Origin of the sequence: Brasilonema sennae CENA114 (genome assembly GCF_006968745.1) — a bacterium.
In the GTDB taxonomy this organism is placed as follows: Bacteria; Cyanobacteriota; Cyanobacteriia; order Cyanobacteriales; family Nostocaceae; genus Brasilonema; species Brasilonema sennae.
Genome location: NZ_CP030118.1, coordinates 1,648,929 through 1,671,835, shown reverse-complemented (window position 1 = coordinate 1,671,835; position 22,907 = coordinate 1,648,929). Strand labels below are relative to the sequence as shown.

Annotated in this window: 15 protein-coding genes; 6 read left to right on the top strand and 9 right to left on the bottom strand. The window is 44.0% G+C overall.

Annotation, left to right across the window (positions count from 1 at the left end; all coding sequences use genetic code 11):
* The first annotated feature begins 20 nt into the window (after positions 1-20).
* The gene (locus DP114_RS07040) at positions 21-695 is read left to right on the top strand and encodes a DUF1997 domain-containing protein (protein WP_169266050.1); all 675 of its coding nucleotides are present in this window, start codon (positions 21-23) and stop codon (positions 693-695) included.
* A 317-nt stretch (positions 696-1,012) separates the two neighbouring features.
* Here the strand turns inward: DP114_RS07040 and DP114_RS07035 are convergent, their stop codons facing one another.
* Positions 1,013-1,477 (bottom strand): DUF4079 domain-containing protein, encoded by a 465-nt coding sequence (locus DP114_RS07035; RefSeq protein WP_169266049.1) that lies wholly within the window; start codon positions 1,475-1,477, stop codon positions 1,013-1,015.
* Between the two features lie 157 nt (positions 1,478-1,634).
* Between DP114_RS07035 and DP114_RS07030 the strand changes: the two genes are divergently transcribed.
* Complete coding sequence (locus DP114_RS07030) at positions 1,635-2,918, top strand: ankyrin repeat domain-containing protein (protein WP_171975773.1); 1,284 nt, start codon at positions 1,635-1,637, stop codon at positions 2,916-2,918.
* Positions 2,919-2,931: 13 nt separating this feature from the next.
* On the opposite strand, the gene DP114_RS07025 is transcribed toward DP114_RS07030, so the two are convergent.
* Both DP114_RS07025 and pabB read right to left on the bottom strand, forming a co-directional pair.
* On the bottom strand, positions 2,932-4,050 hold the full coding sequence (locus tag DP114_RS07025; protein ID WP_171975772.1) for an aminotransferase class I/II-fold pyridoxal phosphate-dependent enzyme: 1,119 nt from the start codon (positions 4,048-4,050) through the stop codon (positions 2,932-2,934).
* Positions 4,051-4,409: 359 nt separating this feature from the next.
* A complete protein-coding gene (gene pabB / locus DP114_RS07020; protein WP_171975771.1) occupies positions 4,410-6,575 on the bottom strand; it encodes an aminodeoxychorismate synthase component I in 2,166 nt (721 codons plus the stop codon).
* Positions 6,576-6,763: 188 nt separating this feature from the next.
* On the opposite strand from pabB, the gene DP114_RS07015 reads away from it, so the two are divergent.
* Together DP114_RS07015 and DP114_RS07010 are read left to right on the top strand one after the other, a co-directional pair.
* On the top strand, positions 6,764-8,479 hold the full coding sequence (locus DP114_RS07015; protein WP_171975770.1) for a hypothetical protein: 1,716 nt from the start codon (positions 6,764-6,766) through the stop codon (positions 8,477-8,479).
* 16 nt (positions 8,480-8,495) lie between these two features.
* On the top strand, positions 8,496-8,891 hold the full coding sequence (locus DP114_RS07010) for a cobalamin biosynthesis protein (RefSeq protein ID WP_318284428.1): 396 nt from the start codon (positions 8,496-8,498) through the stop codon (positions 8,889-8,891).
* 4 nt (positions 8,892-8,895) lie between these two features.
* Here DP114_RS07010 and DP114_RS07005 read toward each other — a convergent pair whose 3' ends face one another.
* Positions 8,896-9,315, bottom strand: a complete 420-nt coding sequence (locus DP114_RS07005; RefSeq protein WP_169266044.1) for a universal stress protein — start codon at positions 9,313-9,315, stop codon at positions 8,896-8,898.
* A gap of 411 nt (positions 9,316-9,726) precedes the next feature.
* Positions 9,727-11,028: a histidinol dehydrogenase gene (gene hisD / locus DP114_RS07000; protein ID WP_169266043.1), complete on the bottom strand. Its 1,302-nt coding sequence runs from the start codon at positions 11,026-11,028 to the stop codon at positions 9,727-9,729.
* 838 nt (positions 11,029-11,866) lie between these two features.
* On the opposite strand from hisD, the gene DP114_RS06995 reads away from it, so the two are divergent.
* Entirely contained in the window at positions 11,867-13,399 is a 1,533-nt protein-coding gene (locus DP114_RS06995) for a cellulase family glycosylhydrolase (protein ID WP_370469270.1), read from the top strand.
* A 478-nt stretch (positions 13,400-13,877) separates the two neighbouring features.
* Here DP114_RS06995 and DP114_RS06990 read toward each other — a convergent pair whose 3' ends face one another.
* Positions 13,878-14,027 (bottom strand): hypothetical protein, encoded by a 150-nt coding sequence (locus DP114_RS06990; protein WP_169266041.1) that lies wholly within the window; start codon positions 14,025-14,027, stop codon positions 13,878-13,880.
* Between the two features lie 103 nt (positions 14,028-14,130).
* On the opposite strand from DP114_RS06990, the gene DP114_RS06985 reads away from it, so the two are divergent.
* Positions 14,131-15,804, top strand: a complete 1,674-nt coding sequence (locus tag DP114_RS06985) for an ATP-binding protein (RefSeq protein WP_246163080.1) — start codon at positions 14,131-14,133, stop codon at positions 15,802-15,804.
* Between the two features lie 251 nt (positions 15,805-16,055).
* Here DP114_RS06985 and DP114_RS06980 read toward each other — a convergent pair whose 3' ends face one another.
* The 3 genes from DP114_RS06980 to DP114_RS35705 all read right to left on the bottom strand — a co-directional run bounded on the left by DP114_RS06980 (position 16,056) and on the right by DP114_RS35705 (position 22,904).
* A complete protein-coding gene (locus DP114_RS06980) occupies positions 16,056-20,141 on the bottom strand; it encodes a DNA-directed RNA polymerase subunit beta'' (RefSeq protein WP_171975766.1) in 4,086 nt (1,361 codons plus the stop codon).
* A gap of 229 nt (positions 20,142-20,370) precedes the next feature.
* A complete protein-coding gene (locus tag DP114_RS06975) occupies positions 20,371-22,248 on the bottom strand; it encodes a DNA-directed RNA polymerase subunit gamma (protein ID WP_169266038.1) in 1,878 nt (625 codons plus the stop codon).
* Positions 22,249-22,778: 530 nt separating this feature from the next.
* On the bottom strand, positions 22,779-22,904 hold the full coding sequence (locus tag DP114_RS35705; RefSeq protein WP_256379347.1) for a hypothetical protein: 126 nt from the start codon (positions 22,902-22,904) through the stop codon (positions 22,779-22,781).
* Positions 22,905-22,907 lie beyond the last annotated feature (3 nt).

Below are 22,907 nucleotides of genomic sequence, written 5' to 3'. Positions count from 1 at the left end.
GACTATAAAAGAACGCTTTTATGGTTTCAAAGCACCCGGATTATCAATCCTTTGACACAACAGAAGCAATCTTATCTATGACATCGACTCAAAAAGCTGGAGACGTAACTCAAGAAGCAATAGGAACATCAACACGGTTTCACGGTCGTTATAAAGACCATATGGAAATGTATGCCACAGCTGGAACTGTTGCTGAATACCTCAATAATCACGGCTCATGGTTTTCGCGCTGTGCTGATCCCATGAAGGTGGAAGCATTAGGGAAAAATGGCTATGCCTTAGTTATTGGTCGTTTTGGCTCTTTTGGTTACGAAGTAGAACCAAAAATCGGTTTGGAATTATTACCTCCAGAAGAAGGAGTTTATCGGATTTGCACTATTCCCATTCCTGACTACCAAGCCCCTGGGTATGATGTGGATTATCGTGCTGCGCTACAGTTACAAGAAAATGTGGGAAGTAATTCTTCCACCTGCTTAAGTGAAATGACACAAGTTGAGTGGGAATTGGATCTCAGTGTTTATATTCATTTTCCCAAGTTTATTCAGCGACTACCCAAGTCTTTAGTTCTATCTACAGGTGAACGGTTACTTAACCAAGTTGTCCGCCAAGTTTCGCGCCGCCTAACTCGCAAAGTACAGGAAGATTTTCACCAATCCTTGGGCATTCCTTTTCCAGATGGTACCAAGAAAAAATAGTCACCGATCACATGTGCTTTAAGTTTCAAAGTATGCTCCGTCGAGCATACTTTGTTTTAAGTAGCGTGCCCTATGGGCATATGTTTGAGTAGGCAGAGTCAACACCGATTTGTTTTTCACCTATGACCCTTCGGGTTCGCCAGATGCCTGGCTGTCGGGAAAACCCCACATGCTATCTCCCAAGGGGAGACGCAATCATGCGAACAAGCCGGGAAACCCGGACGCCAGACGCCTACGGAGGGAGACCCTCCTGCAGCGCGGGCTCTCCAACGCAGTGGCTCCCCTCCCGCAGCACTGGTCTCACTAATGACTCATGACTATGCTCCAGTGATAAGTTTGTTGACAATTTCCATCCCACTGAGAGCTTGCAATGCAAAAAGAGCTACAATTACAAAATTTAACAAAATATGTGTTACACGCGCCCAGTTTGCGCCTTTTTGCATAAAAGGAGACAGGGAAGCTGAAATGGCAATTAGAGTTGTCATGCCAAGTCCTATGAGTAGGTGAGGCCCAACGAACAACTTACCATTGTTGATGTAAGTGACAGCCATCGCAGCAACAGCGCCTGTTACCATCAAGGCTAATATTACAGAGCCGATTTGGTAATGCTTAACGTTGTATTTACCTTTGATTAATTCTTTCTTTTCTTCACCTTGAGCATTTCTTGTCCGTTGGACTTGTAATCCCAGATATCCTGCATACAAGGAAAGTAGTAATAACACCCACATGATGATTGGGTGAACGAAGTTTAACGAAAACTTTACTGATGGTGAAAGTTCCATACCTAGTGTCCCTCTTCTTAAATCTTCATAAAAATTAGCATAACGCTTATTGGTAATGGGGAAATGGGATGATGAGAAGATGGGGAAAACACAGGACGCGCAGACGCGGGGACGCGAAAACGCGGAAAATCATCAGTGACTAATTGACGAATGACTAATGACTAAAAATAACGATGTCTTGCTGCTATCGGCTGTGAAAAATGGTGATATCAAGCAGGTGCAAGCACTGCTTAATGATGGTGCCAACGTAGATACGGGCGATCGCGATGGCACTACACCCTTGATGTTTGCTGCTCATTTCGGCTACACCGAAATTGGGCGATCGCTTCTTGATGCAGGTGCTGATTTCGACTTGAAAAGAAAGCGCTATAGGTTGACGGCTTTGATGTTAGCGGCGAGTGCTAACCAACTTGACATTGTAAAACTTTTAATTTCCAAAGGTGCGGATGTTAATGCGACCAATGAAGATGGTAGCACTGCTTTAATGGTTGCCGCCTTAAAAGGAAACGCTGATGTGATGCGAGTCTTACTTGCTGCTGGTGCCAAAGTTGATCTTAAAGATAAAGATGAGGACACGGCTTTTCAATTAGCAATACGCGCTGGACATGCTGAAGTTGTCAAATACTTACTAGAAAATAATGCAGATGTCAACTCCCAAAATGAAGAGGGGGAAACGGCATTGATGATTGCGGCAGATTTAGGACATTTGGAAGTTGTGCAAGCGCTGTTAGCAGCAGGGGCTGATGTTCAGGCGAGAAATCTTGATGGTGGTACGGCTTTATCAGCGGCGGCGGCGGCGGGATATAGTGCGATCGCAGCCGAAATACTCGCTCGCGGTGCTGATGTCAACGTCCAAGATCAAGATGGGGAAACAGCCTTGCATCTTGCTGTTGTTGAAGGTTATACCGATGTAGTAGAAGTCTTACTCAGCAAAGGAGCAAACGTAGAAATTAAGAATCATTTAGGAGATACACCCCTACTCGTGGCAGCTTTGCAGGGACACAGCCAAATTGTCGAAAAATTACTGCGTCAGGGAGCAAATGTAAATGAAAAAAACTTGGGTGAGCAACCGTTGATGCTAGCAGCAATCCAAGGATACACTGAAATAGTGAAAGCCTTACTAGATTATGGTGCTGATGTCAATATTCAAGGAGATGATGGAAAAACGCCTTTAATTAAGGCAGCAGAACGTAACCATCTAGGCGTGATACAGCAGCTTCTAGCAAAAGGAGCACAAGTAAATCCAACAGACTCAGCAGGTGCAACAGCACTGATGTGGGCAGCTTCGCGGGGTTATGACGAAGCAGTGCAATTGTTACTCAAAGCCAGGGCAGATGTGAAAATTAAAAACGAAGGTGGTTATACAGCTTTAATGCTTGCAGAGTTTAATCAGTATCCTAGCGTGGTGCGAAGCCTCTTGGCAGCAGGTGCACAGGAATAAGTAGGGATAAGTCCTACTCCCATTCCTCAAGGAATGCTTCAAACCGCACCAGCGCCGAAGGCATATTCTTTCGTCCAAATCCAATGCGAAAGTAGTTACCCGGAAAATCGTAAATGCGCGAGGGCATAAGAAGCACGCCTTGCTTATGTACAAGAGCTTCTACCAGTTCATCAATCGGGCGATGCGCCTTGTAGTGAACGAATCCGACACACCCTCCTTGAGGACGAACCCATGAGAAGCGATCGCCATGTCGGTGGAAAAAGTCGTCAAGGAGTCCAAGGTTTTTATCCACTATCTCGATGTTGCGACTCAGAAGAGCGTCTTTGCTTCGCAGAGCTATAAGCGAAAGTACTTCCGACGGTGCGCTGTTGCAGATTGACGTATGGTGTTTGGCTATTTCTGCTTGATGGAGGAGGTCTTTGTCTTGTGTGACAATCCACCCAATTCTTAAACCAGCAAGTCCGAACGCCTTACTCATGACGCCGAGGCTGACACCCCGCTCGTAGCGAACCGCAATTGGGAGACCCCATGTTGTCGAAGATAGACCTAGAAGGCGGTATACCTCGTCGGAGAAAATGTAGATTCCCCGTTTTCGGGCGAGATCGATAAGTGCCGATGCTTGATCATCCGTAAGTACCGCGCCTGTCGGATTATGAGGGAAATTTATGATAATGAGTCGCGTACTCGGCGTGAGAGCATCTTCGATGGCTTTGATGTCGATCTGCCACTTGTTCTCTTCCTTGAGTCGCACCGCAGTGACACGCGCTCCGAAATGACGAGGTAAGTCTTCGAGGGACTGATAGCAAGGAGTCAGAACAATTACGTGGTCGCCCTCTTTCACGAGAGCTTGCATACTACAAAATATTCCGTCTTCTGCACCTGCATAACACACTATGTTCTCTAAGTCAAGACCTTGATAGAGCTTGGCTATCTCGTTACGGAGAATCGGAAGACCTTTGACCTCAGTGTAACCAAGGTGGAGTCTGCTCCATAACAACTTCGATTCATCGTCAGCCAGCGAAAGAATCTCTTCGAGGGATCGAGATTCGGCATCACTGCAACACAGAAGATAGGGAGCGTTGAATTCCCATTGCGACAAGTATTCTTCCAGACGAAACACTGGCAATATCATGTTTTCCCCTGTCTTTCTTTCTTTCTTTCATTTGTCCGAAGTCCAATCTAGTAGCTCCAGTGCTTCTAAAAGATCGTCGAACAGGTCTACTTTAGCATTAGGTATTTCCTAAAAAGCGGCGCTGCTCTGAGCAACGCACTGCCTCGTCTTTGCGGTTTATTTTTTCATTATTCTGCGTAAGTCCTGGTTATTTATGATGGTAATATGTGAAGATGAATCCGATTATCTACCTGATGAAAAAGTATTGATAACTGTTCACAAATCAAAATCATTTTGCACTTGCTTGAATTAGATTTAATGTTGAATTTTGAATTTTAGCGTAGCGTGCCGTAGGCAGCAAATTTTGAATTCTTAAAGACCTATGCACGCAGTTTTTTATAGTTATCAAAAGCGGCTGTTTCCATTCCCTGGATGTAATATTGGTCAGGATCAAAGACTCCATGTGTTGTGATCATCATGGCATGAATTAATGCCTTTGCTTTGAGCAGTATTTCCTGAAACTCCATCTGGGGATCGCTAAGCGCCACAATACCGCCGCCAACGCCGATAGTGGTTTGCTCAGGAGTCAGCACAGCGGTACGAATGACAATATTCAAATCGGCTGAACCGTTCAATCCCAAAAAGCCGACCGCCCCTGAGTAAACTCCCCGTGCTGACTGTTCTAATCGATCAATAATCTCCAGGGTTCTAAGCTTGGGGGCACCTGTCATAGAACCGCCAGGAAAGGCGTTGCGAATGCAGTCTGTAGCGCTCATATCGGCGCGTAAATGACCGCGAATCGTCGTCACCAGTTGATGCACCGTGGCATAGGTTTCCACATCCATCAATTTGGGAACATGCACAGTGCCCACTGCACAAACCCGTCCGAGATCATTGCGAAGCAAATCCACAATCATCAAATTCTCCGCCCGGTCTTTTTCGCTGTTGTGCAATTGTTCACGCAAAATAAAATCTTCTTTGGGTGTTTTTCCACGTCGCAGCGTCCCCTTGATCGGCTTTGTTTCTACCCAACCTTGGCAATCAATCCGCAGAAATCGCTCTGGAGACGAGCATGCAATTGCTAGATCGCCAAACCGCAAAAATGCAGCGTAGGGAGCAGGATTGATGCGGCGTAATGAACGATAGAACGCCAGTGGATCGGGAGTCGTGTCTGTCTGAATTTGGTTTGTCAAACAAACTTGATAAGTTTCTCCTTCCTGAATTTCCTGCAAGCATGTTTGAATATCATCAAGGTAAGTCTGATGCGATCGACTTAATCGGAAGATAACAGGGGTCTGTTTCTTCTCAGGAACAATTGGCGACAGGGGAGCAAGCTGGTCAATCTGTTGTCTGATCCATTCAAACCACACTTCTGCTGTTGCTGTTTGTCCCTGCTGAATTAGACACAGTAAATAAAGGGTTTGCTCCTGATGATCGATCGCAATCATCCGATCAGCCAACAGGAACATTGCATCGGGTAAGGCAGAGGGGTGGTTTAATTGAGATCCGCACTCTGCTTTTAATTCATAGCCAAAGTAACCCACAAACCCGCAGTTGAAATCAAAGGGTAAATCATCAGATGGGCAGTGTCGCCGTTCAATTTCCTGGTGGAGATACTCAAAAATCCCCTCTGTCCGATAGCTTACGGTATCGGACTGTGTAAGTGTGAGTTTTTGCGATCGCGTCCGATAGTGAATCAGCAGACTGTTTTCGCCACTGCTATCTCCCATGAACGAGAAGCGAGAAAGATTCGGTTCAACACGACTGCTATCTAGCCAGAATGCATTTGCTGCTTTGCCAAACAGATGTACAAACATTTGCTCAGTATCGGGGCACAGATTCAGCTTGCGCGTACAAAGTTCAAATTCCTGTTGCTGTTTTTGGCCCGAAGAACTTGAAGGCATTGGAGCAGTTTCACTATCTACTGTCCAATAGTGTTTTCTGGGACTTTTGCCTCGATCTTTGGCAAATTTTAGAGTCATTTCTTTAAAATTCTCTAATAAGGTTTGTCCATACTGAGTACAAATTGACTCTGGATGAAACTGCACACCCCATAGCGGCAAAGATCGATGGCGCAGTCCCATCACAAGGTTGTCCTTTGTCCACGCCACTTTTTCTAAACAGTCCGGCAGGTCATTTGAAACCAGCAAGGAATGGTAGCGCACAACAGAAAAGGGAGAAGGAATTCCCTTAAACAGCTCAGTTCCAATGTGATAAACAACGCTCGTCCTACCATGCTGAACTTCAGGCGCATGAATAACTTTTCCCCCATACTGATAACCAAGTCCCTGATGTCCAAGGCAAACGCCTAGAAGCGGTACCGGTGTATTTTGAATAGCTTGACGACAGATACCAAAATCTTTTGGGTTCTCTGGACGACCAGGACCTGGTGAAATCACAATGTTATCAAATTCCCAGTGTTTGAGTTCATCCCATGCAACTTGGTCATTGTAAATTACAGTTGGATATTCTCCATTGACTTGTGCAATTAATTGGTAAAGATTAAAGGTATAAGAGTCATAGTTATCAATAATCAGGGTTTTCACGTTGCCATCCTCAGGACATTAGCAAGAGTTAGTCGGCAGTAGCACAGTACGAAGTTATACTGGCTTGAAAACATTAAGTTCATAAATTTCTGTAAATAAATCTTTTATAAATGTAGTTAATCTTGGTACCTCATCTGTAGAGGAAAATGAGGTCTTATGTTATACATTACTTTTGTCAAATACAGCACATGAATCAAAACAACAATTTACAGCAAACAGATGATAGTTTGCCTTTATGGTCTGCCGAAGATGTAGATTTGTCTAGTTTTAATGCCTTGAGAAGTCCGGATGATAAGCAAGGTAAACCAGTCAACGACATGAGGCAGTTGTTCCACAAGCAAGTCATCATAGATGATGAGACTGTTCTCGATGTGGAAACGATAAAAGTTCCAGGGTTTATCGGTATCGCGGACGAACAGAAAATTACAGATCCGAATGGAAGCAGCGTTTCCGGACACGAAGATATTGTGCAGTATCTTGATAAGTACGGTTTACTTATCTGTACTTTCCAATACAATAAAGACCGATATGGTAAAGCTATTGACCTGCGCAAACCACCAGAGGATCATGAGTTGTCAGATTTGGTGGAAATTTTTATTAAAAATGAAGGGCATCATTCTGGTGCTATTGTACCTGCATTATGGAACGGTGGAAGAACAAAGGCTTTTGGTAGCTTGAATGAACCAGACACTTACCATGACGGGCTATATGGACACGATGGGTTTATTGCTGTCGCTCAGCGATTAGTTTTTCCGGAATTTGTTACCCCACAACAAGCGCGTGGCTATACCGACAGCATGATCTGTTGGATGGCTTTAATGAACCCGTTTGTGGAATTCTCAGAAAATGATTTTAATGGAAACGATCCAACTCACGTGTGCGATGGCCCAACTCTCAAAGAATTTTTGCAAAACTGCGCCCTTGCTAGTCTTGGTTCAAAAGAGGCAATTGATTTCCTCAATAATTCAGAAAATAGAGCCTATTGTGCTGAGTTTATTTATATTTGTCTGAATACTCCTGTCTACCCGTTTAATAAGCAAGGGTTGACCTTATTATTGGATGGTGATAAAGCAAAAGCAACAGAAATACTCAAAATTCGCGACAAACAAAACAGCAGAAAGAAAAATATCCTCAGCAAAACCAGCGAAAACCTTCAATTCAAAGAGTTTAACATTCAAATGCCAGTGGTACCGGAGGACTTGCCACCTCTCGACGTTCTGATGGCAAAAAATGGACAACCACCTGAACCTAACAGCATTCCCTTCCCTCCTTTCACACTTTCTCAAGTACTGCGCCGTGCTTTCCGTACTCTATTAAAGCGCCAAGAAGATGTAAATAATACCAAAATTGCCAAAGCACAAGCCCAAATGCTAGGGTATTTAGAACCTTTAATTCTAAGACAATTGGGTATCATTACACCTCCTAGGGAAACAGAATCTCCTAATGAAGGTCTGATTTCCAGAATTCCTTTGGAGTTTTTCTCGGTTTCTCCTGCGCCTAATGATCCAAAAGTCAAAGCCGTTCGCGAGTTCATTGCTTTTGTACAAGAACAACTACAACGTAAGTTTGACAGTTATGAAGAATTTGACTTGAGTTTTGACCAAGTGATGGCAAAAGCAGATGAGTTGATAGGTAAAGATGGTGTCACTTATTTTATCCCGCCGCGTATTTACGTTGATTTGGGACAACATGAGGGTGATAACAATTTACCCAAAGGTTGGGGTTTTAGGTTAGAAACTATGGGGGCACTTATTTATCGGGGATTTATTCGGGGAACTGGTTCAAGTTCTTTGCCATCTCATGGAGGTGCTGATCCTGTAACTAACACACCGTCACATGAGAGAGATCATCAACCAAGTAGCAAGCAACCACCGAGTTCTATGGGTGGGAATAGGATGCACTAGGGGAACTTCACGACAGTTGATCGAAAGGGCTATTGGGGAAGTTTTTAGAGAAAATCAACTGGCAGAGAATGCAATTGCAGGTTTTGCGACTATTAATAGTAAATCTGAAGAATTGGGTTTACTAGAACTTTGCCAGCACCAAAATTTGTTTTTAAAAACCTTTCCGCCGGATGTTCTGAGTCAAGTCTGTGTCCCTAAGCCATCTCAAGTGGTTGGAAAAAAAGTAGGAACCTGTAGTGTGGCAGAGGCGGCGGCTTTGTGTGCAGCCTCTAACTTCACTTTTGTTGAGTCTTCCCAGATAATGGTGATTTCTGTAGGATTAGGGGTGAAGTTAGTCGTTCCTAAACAAATTTTCAGTTTGGAGGGGCTACCAGGAATGGTAACAATCGCTGTTGCCCAAGCCCTATCTTAGATTCTTACTTGACGACTAACACAGAACAATTGGCATCTTCCACCACTTGAGAACTCACAGAACCCTGGACAATTCGGTTCATACCAGTTAACCCGCGACTGCCAATGATAATTAAATCAGCTTTATAAATATTTGCAAGGCGAATAATCTCTTCTGGTGGGTTACCGGTAACAAGTTCTATATTGCTTTCAACTGGTAATAGTGTTTGGTAAGATTGCAGCTGTTTTTCAATATGAAAATAAGAAAATGTTAATGACTCTGGCTGAGGACGATCAGCGGGTAGTTCCATCTCCGATTCGGATGGAGAAAACACATGGCAGAGAATAACTTTGCTGTCTTTTTCCAGAACCAGTTGTTGTAGAGTGTGAATGACTTTGTCTGCAAGTTCGGAATCATCTAGAGCAACCAAAATAGTCTTTAGCACCGATGTCCTCTCCACAAGAGTAGACTTTTTACTTGACTTTTTCCGACTATCTGTTAATTATATCTTTCTTAAGAATATTGAAACTGTAATTTTATATGGATCACAAATATTGACTTGTCAAACGAGCTTGACAAATCGCCCCTTAGTTCTCGTACAAAAATTACCTTTTTATTGAGAATTATTCATGAAGGTATAAGGGTTAAATTATTCGTGAGGGATGACTGGCACAAATGTTGAAAAAGACTTGAGTCAGGAATAGCTATATAACTCACAAATGAAATAAGTTAATGGCTATACTCACTAGATCCAAGCTGTGGACATAATTTTGTATAGCCTTAAACTTTCAGTTTGAACCCATAGGCTGAGTTTTGCGTAATGTCTAAGGAAAAAATTAATAATTCAAATTCAAAATTACTCTTGCTTTTGGACTCGACGTCTGACAGAATCAGCATGAGAAGGCAAGCCTTCAGCTGTTGCCAGTACATCAATTGCACCAGCCACTTTTTCTAGTGCGGTTTGAGAGTACTGAATAATACTAGAGTGTTTCATGAAAGTTTCGACTCCCAATGCTGAGGCATAACGAGCCGCACCAGAAGTTGGTAAGGTGTGATTAGGTCCAGCTAAATAATCTCCTACGGCTTCTGGTGTGGAATAGCCCAAGAAAATAGCGCCCGCATTCCGAATCTGTTGTAGTAACTTCCAAGGATCTTCTACTTCCAACTCTAGGTGTTCGGGGGCAAATTCGTTTGAGAGTTCTGCTGCGGCTTCCAAGGTTTCTACAATCACTATTAAACCGTAGTGAGCGATCGCCTTTTCTGTAAGCAAGCGCCTTGGGTGATCCACAAGTTGTCTCTCCACGGCCACTTGTACGTTTTTTGCTAAAGCTGCATCCGTGGTCAGCAAAATTGCTGCTGCCATCGGATCATGTTCTGCTTGCGCTAACAAATCAGCGGCAATGTGTACAGGATTTGCGAATTCATCAGCAATAATGAGGACTTCGCTTGGTCCAGCTAAGGAATCGATGCCGACAGTACCATAGACGAGTTTTTTCGCCAAAGTGACGTAAATATTGCCTGGTCCTGTGATGACATTAACTTTAGGAATCGTTTCTGTACCATAGGCTAAAGCGGCGATCGCCTGTGCGCCTCCGACGCGATAAATTTCTTGTACTCCAGCTTCTTGTGCTGCTACCAACACTGCTGGGTTAACTGCTTTGTCTGGTCCTGGTGGTGTGACCATTGCCACACGCGGGACACCAGCTACCTTTGCCGGTATTGCGTTCATCAATACCGTACTTGGATAGGCGGCGCGACCACCTGGCACATATAACCCTGCTTTATCTACTGGTGTGTAGCGCTTGCCTAACACGATCTCATCATCGCCAAATTGTACCCAACTTTTGGGGACTCGCTGGCGGTGAAATGCATCGATTTGGCGGCAAGCAAGCCTGATTGCCTGGAGCAATTCCTTTGATACCTGTTGGTAGGCTGCATCCAGTTCTGAGCCTGTCACGCGCAGTTCATCTGGCTTGAGGGTTTGCTTATCGAATTCGGCGGTGTAATGCAGTACAGCGTTATCGCCTTGGCGCTTCACTGCTTGCAACACTTCCCGCACTGTTGCTTCTTTGTGAAGTACCTGTTCATCATGGGTGCGATCGCAGATCCGTTGTAGTTCTGCTCTAACGTCTGCCTGCTGAGTAATAATTCGCAGCATGGAGTAAGGACAATGCCAACTTGAGAAAATTCTTACCTGAGAATGAGTTTTGCTTTTAACCTCAAAGGGCGTGAAGCTAATCTAACTCTCTTCTCTAGCTTAACCTGGATTTTTTTGATACTTCCATGGCTTTAGGCACATGGTTCATCTCATAAGGCAACAAAACGAGGATATTTTTACTTGCCTTTTTTCGGACTTAACAGTAAGAGAGCCAAATAGACTCTTGGTACCAGCGAGTAGGGATACTAGTTCCCTGTCTCCTAGTGACTTTCACTCCTAAAGTTTACAGTCGGTCAACTATATGCTTATTCATCCGCTCCCCTTTTCGAGTCTAAGTAGAAACTGATTATGATTATTGGCTATTTTTACTTAACTTATCAACATATTTACAGAAGCGATGTGCTTAATTGCTGTATGTTAACTTTTGAACTCTAAACGTTCACATAATTCTATTGAGAGCAATAAATTTCTCTTTGGGAGGAACTACATTGACAGTGTTCACTCATCATAACCCTTCCTTAACTAAAGTTAGGAAATTTTAACAAGGATTTTGAATTCATAATTTGTAGCATAGCATTTTATCTTAGCACATTTAGAGAATTAACAACAAGCATGAACAACTGGGTTTTCATGAAATTGTAGACAAAAGAGAGTTGTTTCATTCAAGGATATATGCTTACAGGCTGTCTGTGTTCACTTAGTTTAAAAATATTTTTGTCAGTTAAATAAGGAAATGAGAAGTATGAATTTTTTTTATACAAGGAAACGGAAAAACTCAAAATTTCATCACCAGTTACTCATGGTGTCCGTAACTACGGTAATATTTATTGCGAGTATCATGAGTGACTTGCCTGCTCAAAGCCAGGTAAATGAGATAAATAATGAAATAGTTATGGAATTACCACTTTCAACTCGTGGCGCAAAAATTATCGATGCCAAAGGACGACAAGTTTTGCTAAGAGGTGTTAACTGGTTTGGCATGGAAACAGAAACTCATGTTCCGCACGGGTTGTGGAAGCGAAATTATAAGGAGATATTGGCACAAATAAAGACACTTGGCTATAACTTAATTCGCTTACCTTACTCTGTACAAGCGCTATTGTCACCTAAGATTAGTGGTATTGATTTCAGTATTGGTAGCAATCAAGAATTAGAAGGTAAAACTCCAATAGAAGTGATGGATTTAATTATTGAGGAGGCAGAAAGTCAAGGGTTACTCGTTTTACTTGATAGTCACTGTTTGAGTGATAAACGCATTGCCGAATTGTGGTATGAAGACAATTTTACAGAAGCAGACTGGATTAATACTTGGACAATGCTAGCCAATAGATACAAGAATCAAACCAACGTTATTGGTGGTGATCTAAAAAACGAACCTCACGGAAAAGCGAGCTGGGGTACTGACGATTTAGCAACAGACTGGCGACTTGCAGCAGAACGGGCAGGAAATGCAATTCTTGAGGTTAATCCTAACTGGCTGATTGTTGTGGAAGGAGTAGAAAAGAATGTTCCTACACAAAAGCTGCCTAACCATTGGCACGGTGGTAATTTAGAAGGAGTGAAGCGCTACCCAGTGCGTTTATCTCGTCGCAACAAGCTTGTCTATTCACCTCATGAATACGGCCCCGGAGTTGCGGAACAGTCTTGGTTTTCTGATCCAAAATTTCCGAAAGATCTTATCAATCGCTGGCAAATAGGATTTCATTATATTTCTAGTCAAAATCTTGCACCCATTTTTGTTGGTGAATTCGGTGGAAGGAAAGTAGATACAAATTCTAAAGAAGGAATTTGGCAGAACGAATTTGTGCAATATATTAAACAGAAACAATTAAGTTTTGCTTACTGGAGTTTAAATCCTAATAGTTCTGATACAGGGGGTATTTTATTAGATGATTGGCAAAATATTGATATTCCGAAACAGCAACTACTGTCCCAAATGCTGCCAGTTAGTTTTTCTCAAGTAGCACCTGTCTTAGTGGAAGAGGATACAGAAAAAATTATTCCCTCTACTTCCGCATCACAAAATTCTTTATCTTCTCTTGACCGTATTTCTTCCTCTTCTTCCCAACTAGCTGTTACTTCTGATATTTACGCAAATTGGCAAACAGGATTTTGTGTTAGCTTCAAAATCATGAATCAGGGAAATACGAAGGTTAACAATTGGCAAATAACATTTGATATGAAACAGGCTGCTATTAATAATTCTTGGAACGCTAACTTTAAACCTCAAGGAGCAACACAATATGCCGTAACTCCACTAGAGTGGGGACGGGTAATTGACCCAAATCAAGTACGTGATGTTGGTTTTTGTGCTAACAAAGTTGGTTTAGACTACCAACCGAGGGAAGTCAGAGTCAAGAGTCAAAGGTAAAAAGATAAGACTTTTTCTGGGGTAAGTAGTTGTTCAATTTTAATAATTTCTACAGAATTTTCTGTACGTGTATTACTGACACGCCGGGAATAATAACCTTCTTTTTCTGTGGTAAGTACTTGTTCTGTGTGAAGAGTTTTCACCTTATATGTACGTATATCACTGACACGCCGGGAATAATAAATTTAAATCGGGTAATTCGTGACGTAGGGATCAGGCAGCTATGCTGAAACTAACTAGGTGTAATCAGGAAAAGCGAACTGGAAGCAATGAGAACTGTAGGGCAAAGCCCTTGCCGTGGGGCGGATAGCATGCTTATCAAATCAGCTTTTTGTCAATTTTTAACTGTTTAGTTATTTCTACCACTCAGCACAAGTTATCAATTTTCTGAGGCTTTGTTATGTAAGCACCAAAGCCTTAATATCTCCGCGTAAAGGTAATAGTTTTCAAGAACTATTACAACTTTGCAATCAATATACTATAGGAATCCGGTTTGATTTGGTGAGACCAGTGCTGCGGGAGGGTTTAGCCAGGCATCTGGCGTATCTCCTCCACCAGACGCTCTTGCAACGCCGTAAGGCGTGCGCTCTGCGCACACCCAATAGCCGTAAGGCGTGGCGTTAGCCATAGGGTGAATTAACTTGTGGAAGTAGAGAACGCTTAACAGAAAGTGTACCTAGCTTCGTTAAAAATCAAAAATGAGTTCTATATCGCCAAAAACTTTGAAAAAAATGATAAAAACTCCTCAACATTGCTATCAGATTGCCCAAAGATCAAAGCAGGATCGAGAAATCTGCCTGCAACAGTCGCAAAAAATCAGAAAATTTGTGCCTTTTGAGTTAAAAAAGCAGGATATGTCAGACTGTTTTCTGATTTCTGAAAAACTCTATGGTCGCCAACATGAAGTTGAAACTCTACTGGCTGCTTTTGAGCGAGTAAAAAGCAGTGGAACAACTGAAATGATCTTAGTAGCTGGTGCCGCTGGTGTGGGCAAAACAGCAGTTGTTAAAGAAGTTCACAAAGCGATGGCTTCGTCAGGCATGACACGGACAATAAGTCAGAGACTTGACGCTACGCGTATCGCGCAACCGCGTAGTTACTTTATCCAAGGGAAATGTGACATATTACAACGTAACATTCCCTTGTCAGCATTGGTACAAGCTGTTGAGGACTTAATTGGACAATTGCTAAGTGAAACTGATGCTGAAATTCAACAGTGGAAAAGTAAGATTTTGTCAGCGTTAGGTGAACAAGCTCAAATCATTATTGATGTTATCCCTAAACTGGAACTCATTATTGGTAAGCAACCCTTAGTTCCTGAGTTATCTGGTATTACTCCCCAAGATACCTTCATTTTATTGCTGAAAAATTTTCTAAAATTATTTACAAAAAAAGACCATCCCTTGGTTATCTTCCTCGATGATTTGCAATGGGTAGATACATTTAATTTGACATTTATTAAATCATTGATGACTGGGAATTCAGATACTATAAGAAATAATAATCACTGTGATATTACGTTAAATAATCATACAAATCAGGATGACAACGAAGGGGGTTTACTTTTCATTGGTGCTTACCGTCATAATGAGATTTTAAAAACACATCCGCTATGTGTAACAAAAAATGAGCTAAAAAAAACAAACGTAAAAATTAACACTATGAATCTACAGCCATTAAATCAGGCTAATTCAAATCGTCTCATCGCTGACATCCTGTGTTGTTCAGAAGCGCTTGCTATTCCTCTCAACCAAATGGTATTTGCAAAAACTAAAGGCAACCCCTTCTTTATTCGTCGATTCCTTAAAGATTTATACGATAAGGGGCTAATGCAATTTAATTTTGATGTTGGTCATTGGGAGTGTGATATTACTCAAGTCAAGGCGTTAGCTTTAACAGATGATGTCATAGAAAGTATGAGAATTCAAGTAGAAAACTTACCAAAACATACTCAAGAAGTATTGAAATTAGCTGCTTGCATGGGGAAGTCTTTTGATATAAAAACTCTTAGCATTTTATATCAAAAGTCTGTAGTAGATACAGCTAGTGATTTGTGGGCTGCCTTAGTTGAAGGGCTAGTTATACTTGAAGTTGATAATAATAAGTTATTTTTAAATAAGAATACTTATTCAGGAACTATCTCTAGTCAAGAGGGGAAACAACAATTATCAAATACTAATTCTATACCTCAATACAAATTTATACATGAGCGAGTTCAGCAAGCTGCTTATTCTCTAATTACTGATTCAAAAAAACAGTCAATTAACCTGGAGGTTGGACAACTACTGTTAGATAACACTTCCATTGAACAACGGGATGAAAAGATTTTTGATGTGGCGAATCAGTTCAACGTAGCAGTGGCACTAATCACATATAAGACTGGCGCGACAAAGTTACAGCGATGAGTTCGAGTTAACCAGAAAAAACTATAAATTTCCATGAATTTCAAAAAGTTTAGCATAAAAAACTCGCCCCAGTTGAGGAATTCCTCTGATTGGGGCGAGTAAGTTAGTACAGCTTTTCATTCATAGGGGTTCCAAATGCTGGAGGTTGATCTTGGGTTGCCCGGAGTGCAACCCAACCTACAACAAATTGACGAATTCTATACCCCAGTTACTGTGATGTGTACTCACCAAGTTATTAAGCAGACGAAATACTACTCGTCGTCATCATCGTAATCGTCGTCTTCATCGTAGTCTTCTTCTGCGAAGTCATCAAGGTCAGTTTCGCTATCAGAAGGAAGCATCAAATCATCCTCATCCAATATGGATTTTTCTGGACTGCGTCTGAGACCAAAACCATCCCCGTTAACAGTGGGAGAATCTAATTGATAGCTTCGGGCTGTGCGGTCATCCAAGACCATATCGAGTGGATCGTCAACTTCATCCAAGACAGTGGTAGTCATATCAGCAGCATAGTCCTCGATCGCACCAGGTTCTTCATAAGCGTTAAACCCAGTACCTGCAGGAATCAGTCGTCCGATAATCACGTTTTCCTTTAAGCCGCGCAACCAATCAGACTTACCTTCAATTGCCGCCTCAGTCAAGACACGCGTTGTTTCTTGGAAGGATGCTGCGGAAATAAAGCTATCGGTATTCAACGATGCTTTGGTAATACCTAATAATACTGGGGTATACTGCGCTCGTGCACCACCAGTGATTGCCATCGCTTCATTGACTTGCTCGACTTGGCGCAACTCTACCAATTCTCCAGGCAGCATGCTGGTGTCACCACCATCATCTATCCGTACTTTCGAGGTCATCTGGCGGACAATAACTTCAATGTGCTTGTCCGCAATATCAATACCTTGGGACTGATACACTGATTGCACTTCGTTCACCAAGAACGTTTGCACCTTTTGCAAGGCATGGCTGGCGCAGGCATAAATTCCGTCTTCAGAACCCAGGCTGAAGAAGATGTCCAAAATTTCATGGGGATTAGAAGGACCATCAGTTAATGCTTGTCCGGCTGTGATTGGTGATCCATCTGGCATGATCAAGTTTTGTCCGGGTCCTAGAGGATAATCGGTGACCACACCATTGGATTCAACAACTTTCAGCGCGATCGCTTCATCGCCATCGCCGTAAACGACCTTGAGTTCTCCAGTACGACGTGCTAGTATACACGCCTCTTTTGGCTTACGGGCTTCAAGGAGTTCCTCAATTCTGGGCAAACCTTGAATGATGTCCCCAGTCTTGGCGCGTTCAAACACCAACAACACTAAGTTATCACCACGTTGTACTAGGTCGCCATCGTCTACCTGCAACACAGCGCCTCCACTGACTCGGTACGGACGACCAACACGGAGTGTAACGGAGTAGTTCACAGTAGTGAGTGCTGATTCCTCAGTAGGGGGTATTTCTCCTTGTGCCTTCTGGGCTTTTCTTTCTCCTTTCTGTAGTGCCAGGACTTGCCCAGATTGCTCGGCAAAGACTCCAGGAGCAATTTCTACACCTTCTACTACCAACTCACCGACTTTGACTTTGGGTGGGGAGCTCAAATTAGTCGTAGTCATGTCAGTGTGGCGCAACACTAAACAGCGGCGAACCGCCTCTGTTCCCTTTTGCACCCCCCGCACAATACCCCCTTCTTTACACAATATTTGGGTACGTGCGACGACAGAACTTGGGACTATTGTTTGTCCATCCTCTACTTCCAGGCTTGTCTGAGTACTGCCTTGGGTTACGTCAGCAGCTATATCCCGACGAAGCACCAAAGATTCCAAAATGACTAGTTGCAAGCGCTGAATTTCTGGATCCTCAACATCCGCTACTAATTCAATATCTGCTGCCAAGGGGGAAGCATTGTGGTCTTGTTCGCCTTCCTGCTCAATTTCCAACACCAGTTGGGTTCGCAGCAGTTCAACACCTTCGACGGTCTTGACACGCTCAGAATCTTTGTATGGCAGACGCTGTACTGCCCGCAATTGAATTGAACGACTTGTTTGTTGACTGACTGATGTGGTTGATGGCACATCAGGATTGTTGGGTACTGCAAACTCAACAACTGGACGACTTAACAGTCCTGGACCTTCTGGTGATTCCACATATTCGATGTAGCGCAACTCTGTCGCGACTTGCCCTAATAATTCTTCACCGGGCTGAATAAAGGTGCCATCTTTGCCCATCACTGCTTCTGGGTCGTCCACCATCAACAGTTCTCCTGGCTTAACAACCACTTCCCGGAGAATGTCGTTTTTCTGAGTGACTTCGATCACACCACTGTTTTGGCAGAAGATATCTTTCACGACTTCGGTGCCAGCTTCAACAAACTGACCGTCTTCTACCATTAGCAGCGAAATATCTTTATTCACTTCGTGGGTTTCTTCAGGAATCCAGAGGAGGGTACCTCCCTGCACTACCTCGTAACCCAGCTTTGCCTTACCTTTTTTCTGGACATCCACACCAGCGTATTTCAGCAATCCACCAGTGGTTGTGCGATAGCGGTCATCAATCAACTCAGCTACCACTTGACCATTTTGAACTTTTGTGCCTGGGGTTGCTCTCAGGTTAAAGACTTGGTTGTTTCCAGTGGTGACTAAGTAGTTGTTGCGACCTTGAGCGGTTTGCGCTGTTACTGTTGCTTGGTCTAAAACCACAGAAGCAGTGATAATTTCAATTTCCCGTGTTCCTTTACCTGGGGTTGCTTCAGGTAAGCGGACCACACCGCCATGTAACGTTGTTAACTTGGTTTCTGCTAGAACACCGTTGGATTCTATGGTGTCACCATTGTTGACCACCAACTCTGCTCCTGGGGGTAAGTTATAAACTTCCCCTGAGAGAATCCAAATCAATCCCCCCCGTGCTGCTGTTGTTGTGGTGTTTCCCTGACGGTCAGTTTTTTGTTCTGGCACAACATCGGCAAATTTGACTTCCCCTGCCATGTCAGAGGCGACATCTTTGACTGCTTTTTCTGTATTGATACGAGTTGTACGTCCACCGATCGCAACCTCAGCCACTAGCTGACCTGTTTTAATCTTTTGCCCATCAACAACGTAGAGTGTTGAACCTTGGGTCACAGCAATGTCTTGAGGCGTGGGGGAGCCAGCGTTGTCTGTTACTACTTCTAAAGTAATGTTGCCATTGGCTTCTACATACAGGGCGTCTTCCCCGTGGCGGGTGCGGTAAGCCCTTGTCCGCAATTTACGTGGCAAGCGAACGGTACCAGCGGATTCTGCACGGACTTGTTTTGCTACTTCACCAGAGAAGACACCACCTGTGTGGAAGGTACGCATTGTCAGCTGGGTACCAGGTTCACCAATACTTTGTGCCGCAATAATACCTACAGCTTCGCCAAGATCCACCATCTTAGCGTGTGCCAAACTCCAGCCATAGCAATGTTGGCAGACGGATCGCGCTGCTTCACAAGTCAAAGGAGAACGCACGACGACTTCTTTGACTCCGGCCTTATCAATTTTGCGTGCCAGTTCATCGGAAACGGGGCTATTACGTGCTGCAATAACTTCTTTTGTTTTTGGATGCACGACATCCTCTCCAATGACTCGTCCCATTAACCTTGTGCCAAGGTTAATCAAGACTTTCTCACCTTCTGTCATAGCTCGCAAAGGAATTCCCCTGGTGGTACCGCAGTCAAATTCTCGAATAATCACATCCTGCGATACGTCCACCAAACGGCGGGTAAGATAACCAGAGTCAGCAGTCCGCAAGGCTGTGTCTACTAGACCTTTTCTCGCACCGTAAGACGAAATAATGTATTCTGTTACGGTCAGTCCTTCGCGGAAGTTTGTTTTGATCGGCTGGTCAATAATTTCTCCTTGGGGATCCGCCATTAGTCCTCGCATTCCGACCAATTGGCGCACCTGAGAAATGTTACCCCTTGCTCCAGAGAATGCCATCATGTACACGGAGTTAAGGGGGTTATTTTTCTTGAAGTAGTTGACCACTTCGTCTTTGAGGGCTTCAGAAGTACCGTTCCAAGTGTCAATCACTTTTTGGAATCGCTCTACTTCGGTAATTTCTCCACGTTGGTAGCGTTCTTCTGTTGCACGAATTTCAGCTTCGGCGGCTTCTAGAAGCGATCGCTTGGAAGGAGGAACCATCAAATCATCAACACTGATGGAAACACCTGCTTTGGTCGCGTAGCGGAATCCCAAATCTTTTAATTTGTCTGCCATCATTGCTGTCCGGGCCGTACCATAATGGATGAACGACCAGGAGATAAGGTTCTTCAGTTGACCTTTGTCAACGATGCGATTCCGAAAAACCATTTTGTCATTAGTCATGAGTCATTAGTCCTTAGTCATTAGTCATTGATCAAGGCGAGACAGTATGGGGGTTTCCCCCTAGCAACTGCCTCTGGTAGAGTCAAGGATCAACACGTCATTGGTCAAAAAAACTTTGAACTCTTAACTTTTTGACCCTTAGGGGTTTGCCAGTTGCTGTAGCCTGACCGACACTTTGGGCAGTGCTGCTTCGCTCCCGCACTGGCTCACTTTTGACTCTGCGTGACGGTTAACTGGCGATCGCTTCTTGAATTGCTTTATTATAAATAACGCGACCTGGTGTTGTACGTATATACTGAGACATCATGTTTCCCTCAGCATCTTCTCTGACTCGACGGAACTTATACAGCAAAGTCCGGCTACCATCGTCATTGGGTTTAACTTCAACCGGTTCTATATCTGGCTCACCTGTCTCGACTTCGCCGTCATATCGCACATAGATGTAGGCATGGAGGTCAATTTGTTGCTGTTCGTAAGCCATGACAACATCATCAAGACAAGTAAAGTACCGTCCTGCGCCTTTTGTTGCATTAGGATTTTCTGCGGTTAAGTAATATGCCCCTAAGACCATGTCTTGGCTAGGTGTAATAATTGGTCTACCAGTTGCTGGTGACAAAATGTTGTTAGACGCCAGCATCAATAACCGTGCTTCCGCTTGAGATTCCAAAGATAACGGTACGTGTACCGCCATTTGGTCACCATCAAAGTCAGCGTTAAATGCTGGACAAACAAGTGGGTGGAGCTGAATTGCTCGACCTTCTACTAAAATTGGCTCGAAAGCTTGAATACCCAAACGGTGCAGCGTCGGCGCACGGTTGAGCAGAACAGGGTGTCCTTCTATCACTTCTTCTAGAACATCCCAAACACTCGGGTCAGAACGAGATATCAACTTTTTCGCAGCTTTGATGTTATTCACCATTCCGCTACGAATCAGCCGATTGATGACAAACGGTTGAAATAGCTCAATTGCCATTTCTCGTGGCAAACCGCACTGGTGGATGTTAAGCTTTGGTCCGACGACTATCACGGAACGTCCTGAGTAGTCAACCCGTTTACCGAGTAAGTTTTGCCGGAAACGTCCTTGCTTACCTTCGATGATGTCGGACAAGGACTTGAGTGGTCGGTTGTTTGCGCCTACGACCGTGCGTCCCCGACGACCATTGTCAATCAAAGCGTCCACTGCTTCTTGCAGCATCCGCTTTTCGTTGCGAACAATAATCTCTGGAGCCAAAATTTCTTGCAGGCGTGCCAAACGGTTGTTGCGGTTAATCACTCGGCGATATAAATCATTCAAATCGCTCGTCGCAAATCGTCCACCGTCCAACTGCACCATTGGGCGCAAATCTGGGGGAATAACGGGAATCACAGCCATAACCATCCACTCAGGCTTAGATCCGGTGGCGATGAAGTTGTCAATCACCCGTAGCCGCTTAATCAGCTTCGCCCGCTTTTGACCTTTGGCGGTCGTAATTTCTTCCCGCAAGGATTCAGCTGATTCTTCTAAGTTAATATCGGCGAGCAACCGCAACAACGCTTCTGCACCAATACCGACCTCTACCCCAGCAAGCGTCGAATCTTCTGAGTAAATTTGGTCTTCGATTTCCAGCCACTGGTCTTCACTCAGTAACTGTTTGTAAGTTAAGGTTTCAGCATTGCCAGGACTGAGAACAACATAGGAATTGAAATAAACAATTTGCTCTACATCCCGCAAAGGCATATCTAGCAGGATAGAGATATAGCTGGGAATGCCTTTGAGATACCAAACGTGAGCGACTGGTGCGGCGAGTTTAATGTAACCCATGCGGTGGCGGCGCACTCGTGATTCAGTCACTTCCACGCCACAGCGTTCGCACACAATACCTCTATGACGCACTCTCTTGTATTTGCCACAATGGCATTCCCAATCTTTAGCTGGACCAAAGATGCGCTCGCAGAACAAGCCATCCATCTCCGGTTTTAAAGTACGGTAATTTATTGTCTCTGGCTTTGTGACTTCACCAACTACCTGACCATTCGGCAAAGTTCTCTCACCCCAAATCCGAATGCGTTCTGGTGATGCCAAGCCGATTTTTACGTAGTCAAACTGATTATTTTGGGCTACTCTCATCTTTCGTCTAAACTGTGTTCTAAGTTATTACTTCTGAGGTACACGGCTGATAAACTCCGTGTTGGTGTGAGTATTTAGTTGTTAGTTATCAGTTCTCAGCTATTACTGTTCACTAATAACAATTTACCCTCTGGGTTTGCCTTTAGCACATACGGCACAGTCAGGCTGTATGTGTTAAGGGTGCCGTAGGCATACACATTGCGTGTTCTTATGTGCGAGTATCTGCTTATGCCTACGCTACAAACACCGGCGCAGCCGTGGCGTAGGCATATGGTTTAGGAAAACGCTACGCATGAACAGTACTCGTCTGAGTGTGGAGTGATTACCCTATGGCTAACGCCACGCCTTACAGCTATCGGGAACGCCCGTCGCCTGCCCAGGGAAACCCTACCAAGATCGCGCTGGACTCACCAGATGCCTAGAGATGGAAACCCCTTCGGGTTCGCCCTTCGGGTATCTCCTGCCCAGACGCTACTTTGTAAGTCCCAAAGGGACACGCTTACGCGTTCGCTCGATTCGTGCGCTTGCGCTTACGCAGTCGCCTCTGTCGGGAGACAAGGACTGGGCAGTGCTGTCTCACCAGATGCCTGGCTGTCGGGAAACAAGAACCGCAGCCGGTTGTCGTCACCTCCTGCTGCACTGGACTCACTGTTCACTAT

Coding starts and splice junctions, on each gene's coding strand:
- DP114_RS07040 (WP_169266050.1), top strand. CDS start 21: ATGGTTTCAAAGCACCCGGATTATCAATCCTTTGACACAACAGAAGCA.
- DP114_RS07035 (WP_169266049.1), bottom strand. CDS start 1,477: ATGGAACTTTCACCATCAGTAAAGTTTTCGTTAAACTTCGTTCACCCA.
- DP114_RS07030 (WP_171975773.1), top strand. CDS start 1,635: ATGACTAAAAATAACGATGTCTTGCTGCTATCGGCTGTGAAAAATGGT.
- DP114_RS07025 (WP_171975772.1), bottom strand. CDS start 4,050: ATGATATTGCCAGTGTTTCGTCTGGAAGAATACTTGTCGCAATGGGAA.
- DP114_RS07015 (WP_171975770.1), top strand. CDS start 6,764: ATGAATCAAAACAACAATTTACAGCAAACAGATGATAGTTTGCCTTTA.
- hisD (WP_169266043.1), bottom strand. CDS start 11,028: ATGCTGCGAATTATTACTCAGCAGGCAGACGTTAGAGCAGAACTACAA.
- DP114_RS06995 (WP_370469270.1), top strand. CDS start 11,867: ATGAGTGACTTGCCTGCTCAAAGCCAGGTAAATGAGATAAATAATGAA.
- DP114_RS06990 (WP_169266041.1), bottom strand. CDS start 14,027: ATGGCTAACGCCACGCCTTACGGCTATTGGGTGTGCGCAGAGCGCACG.
- DP114_RS06985 (WP_246163080.1), top strand. CDS start 14,131: ATGATAAAAACTCCTCAACATTGCTATCAGATTGCCCAAAGATCAAAG.
- DP114_RS06980 (WP_171975766.1), bottom strand. CDS start 20,141: ATGACTAATGACAAAATGGTTTTTCGGAATCGCATCGTTGACAAAGGT.
- DP114_RS06975 (WP_169266038.1), bottom strand. CDS start 22,248: ATGAGAGTAGCCCAAAATAATCAGTTTGACTACGTAAAAATCGGCTTG.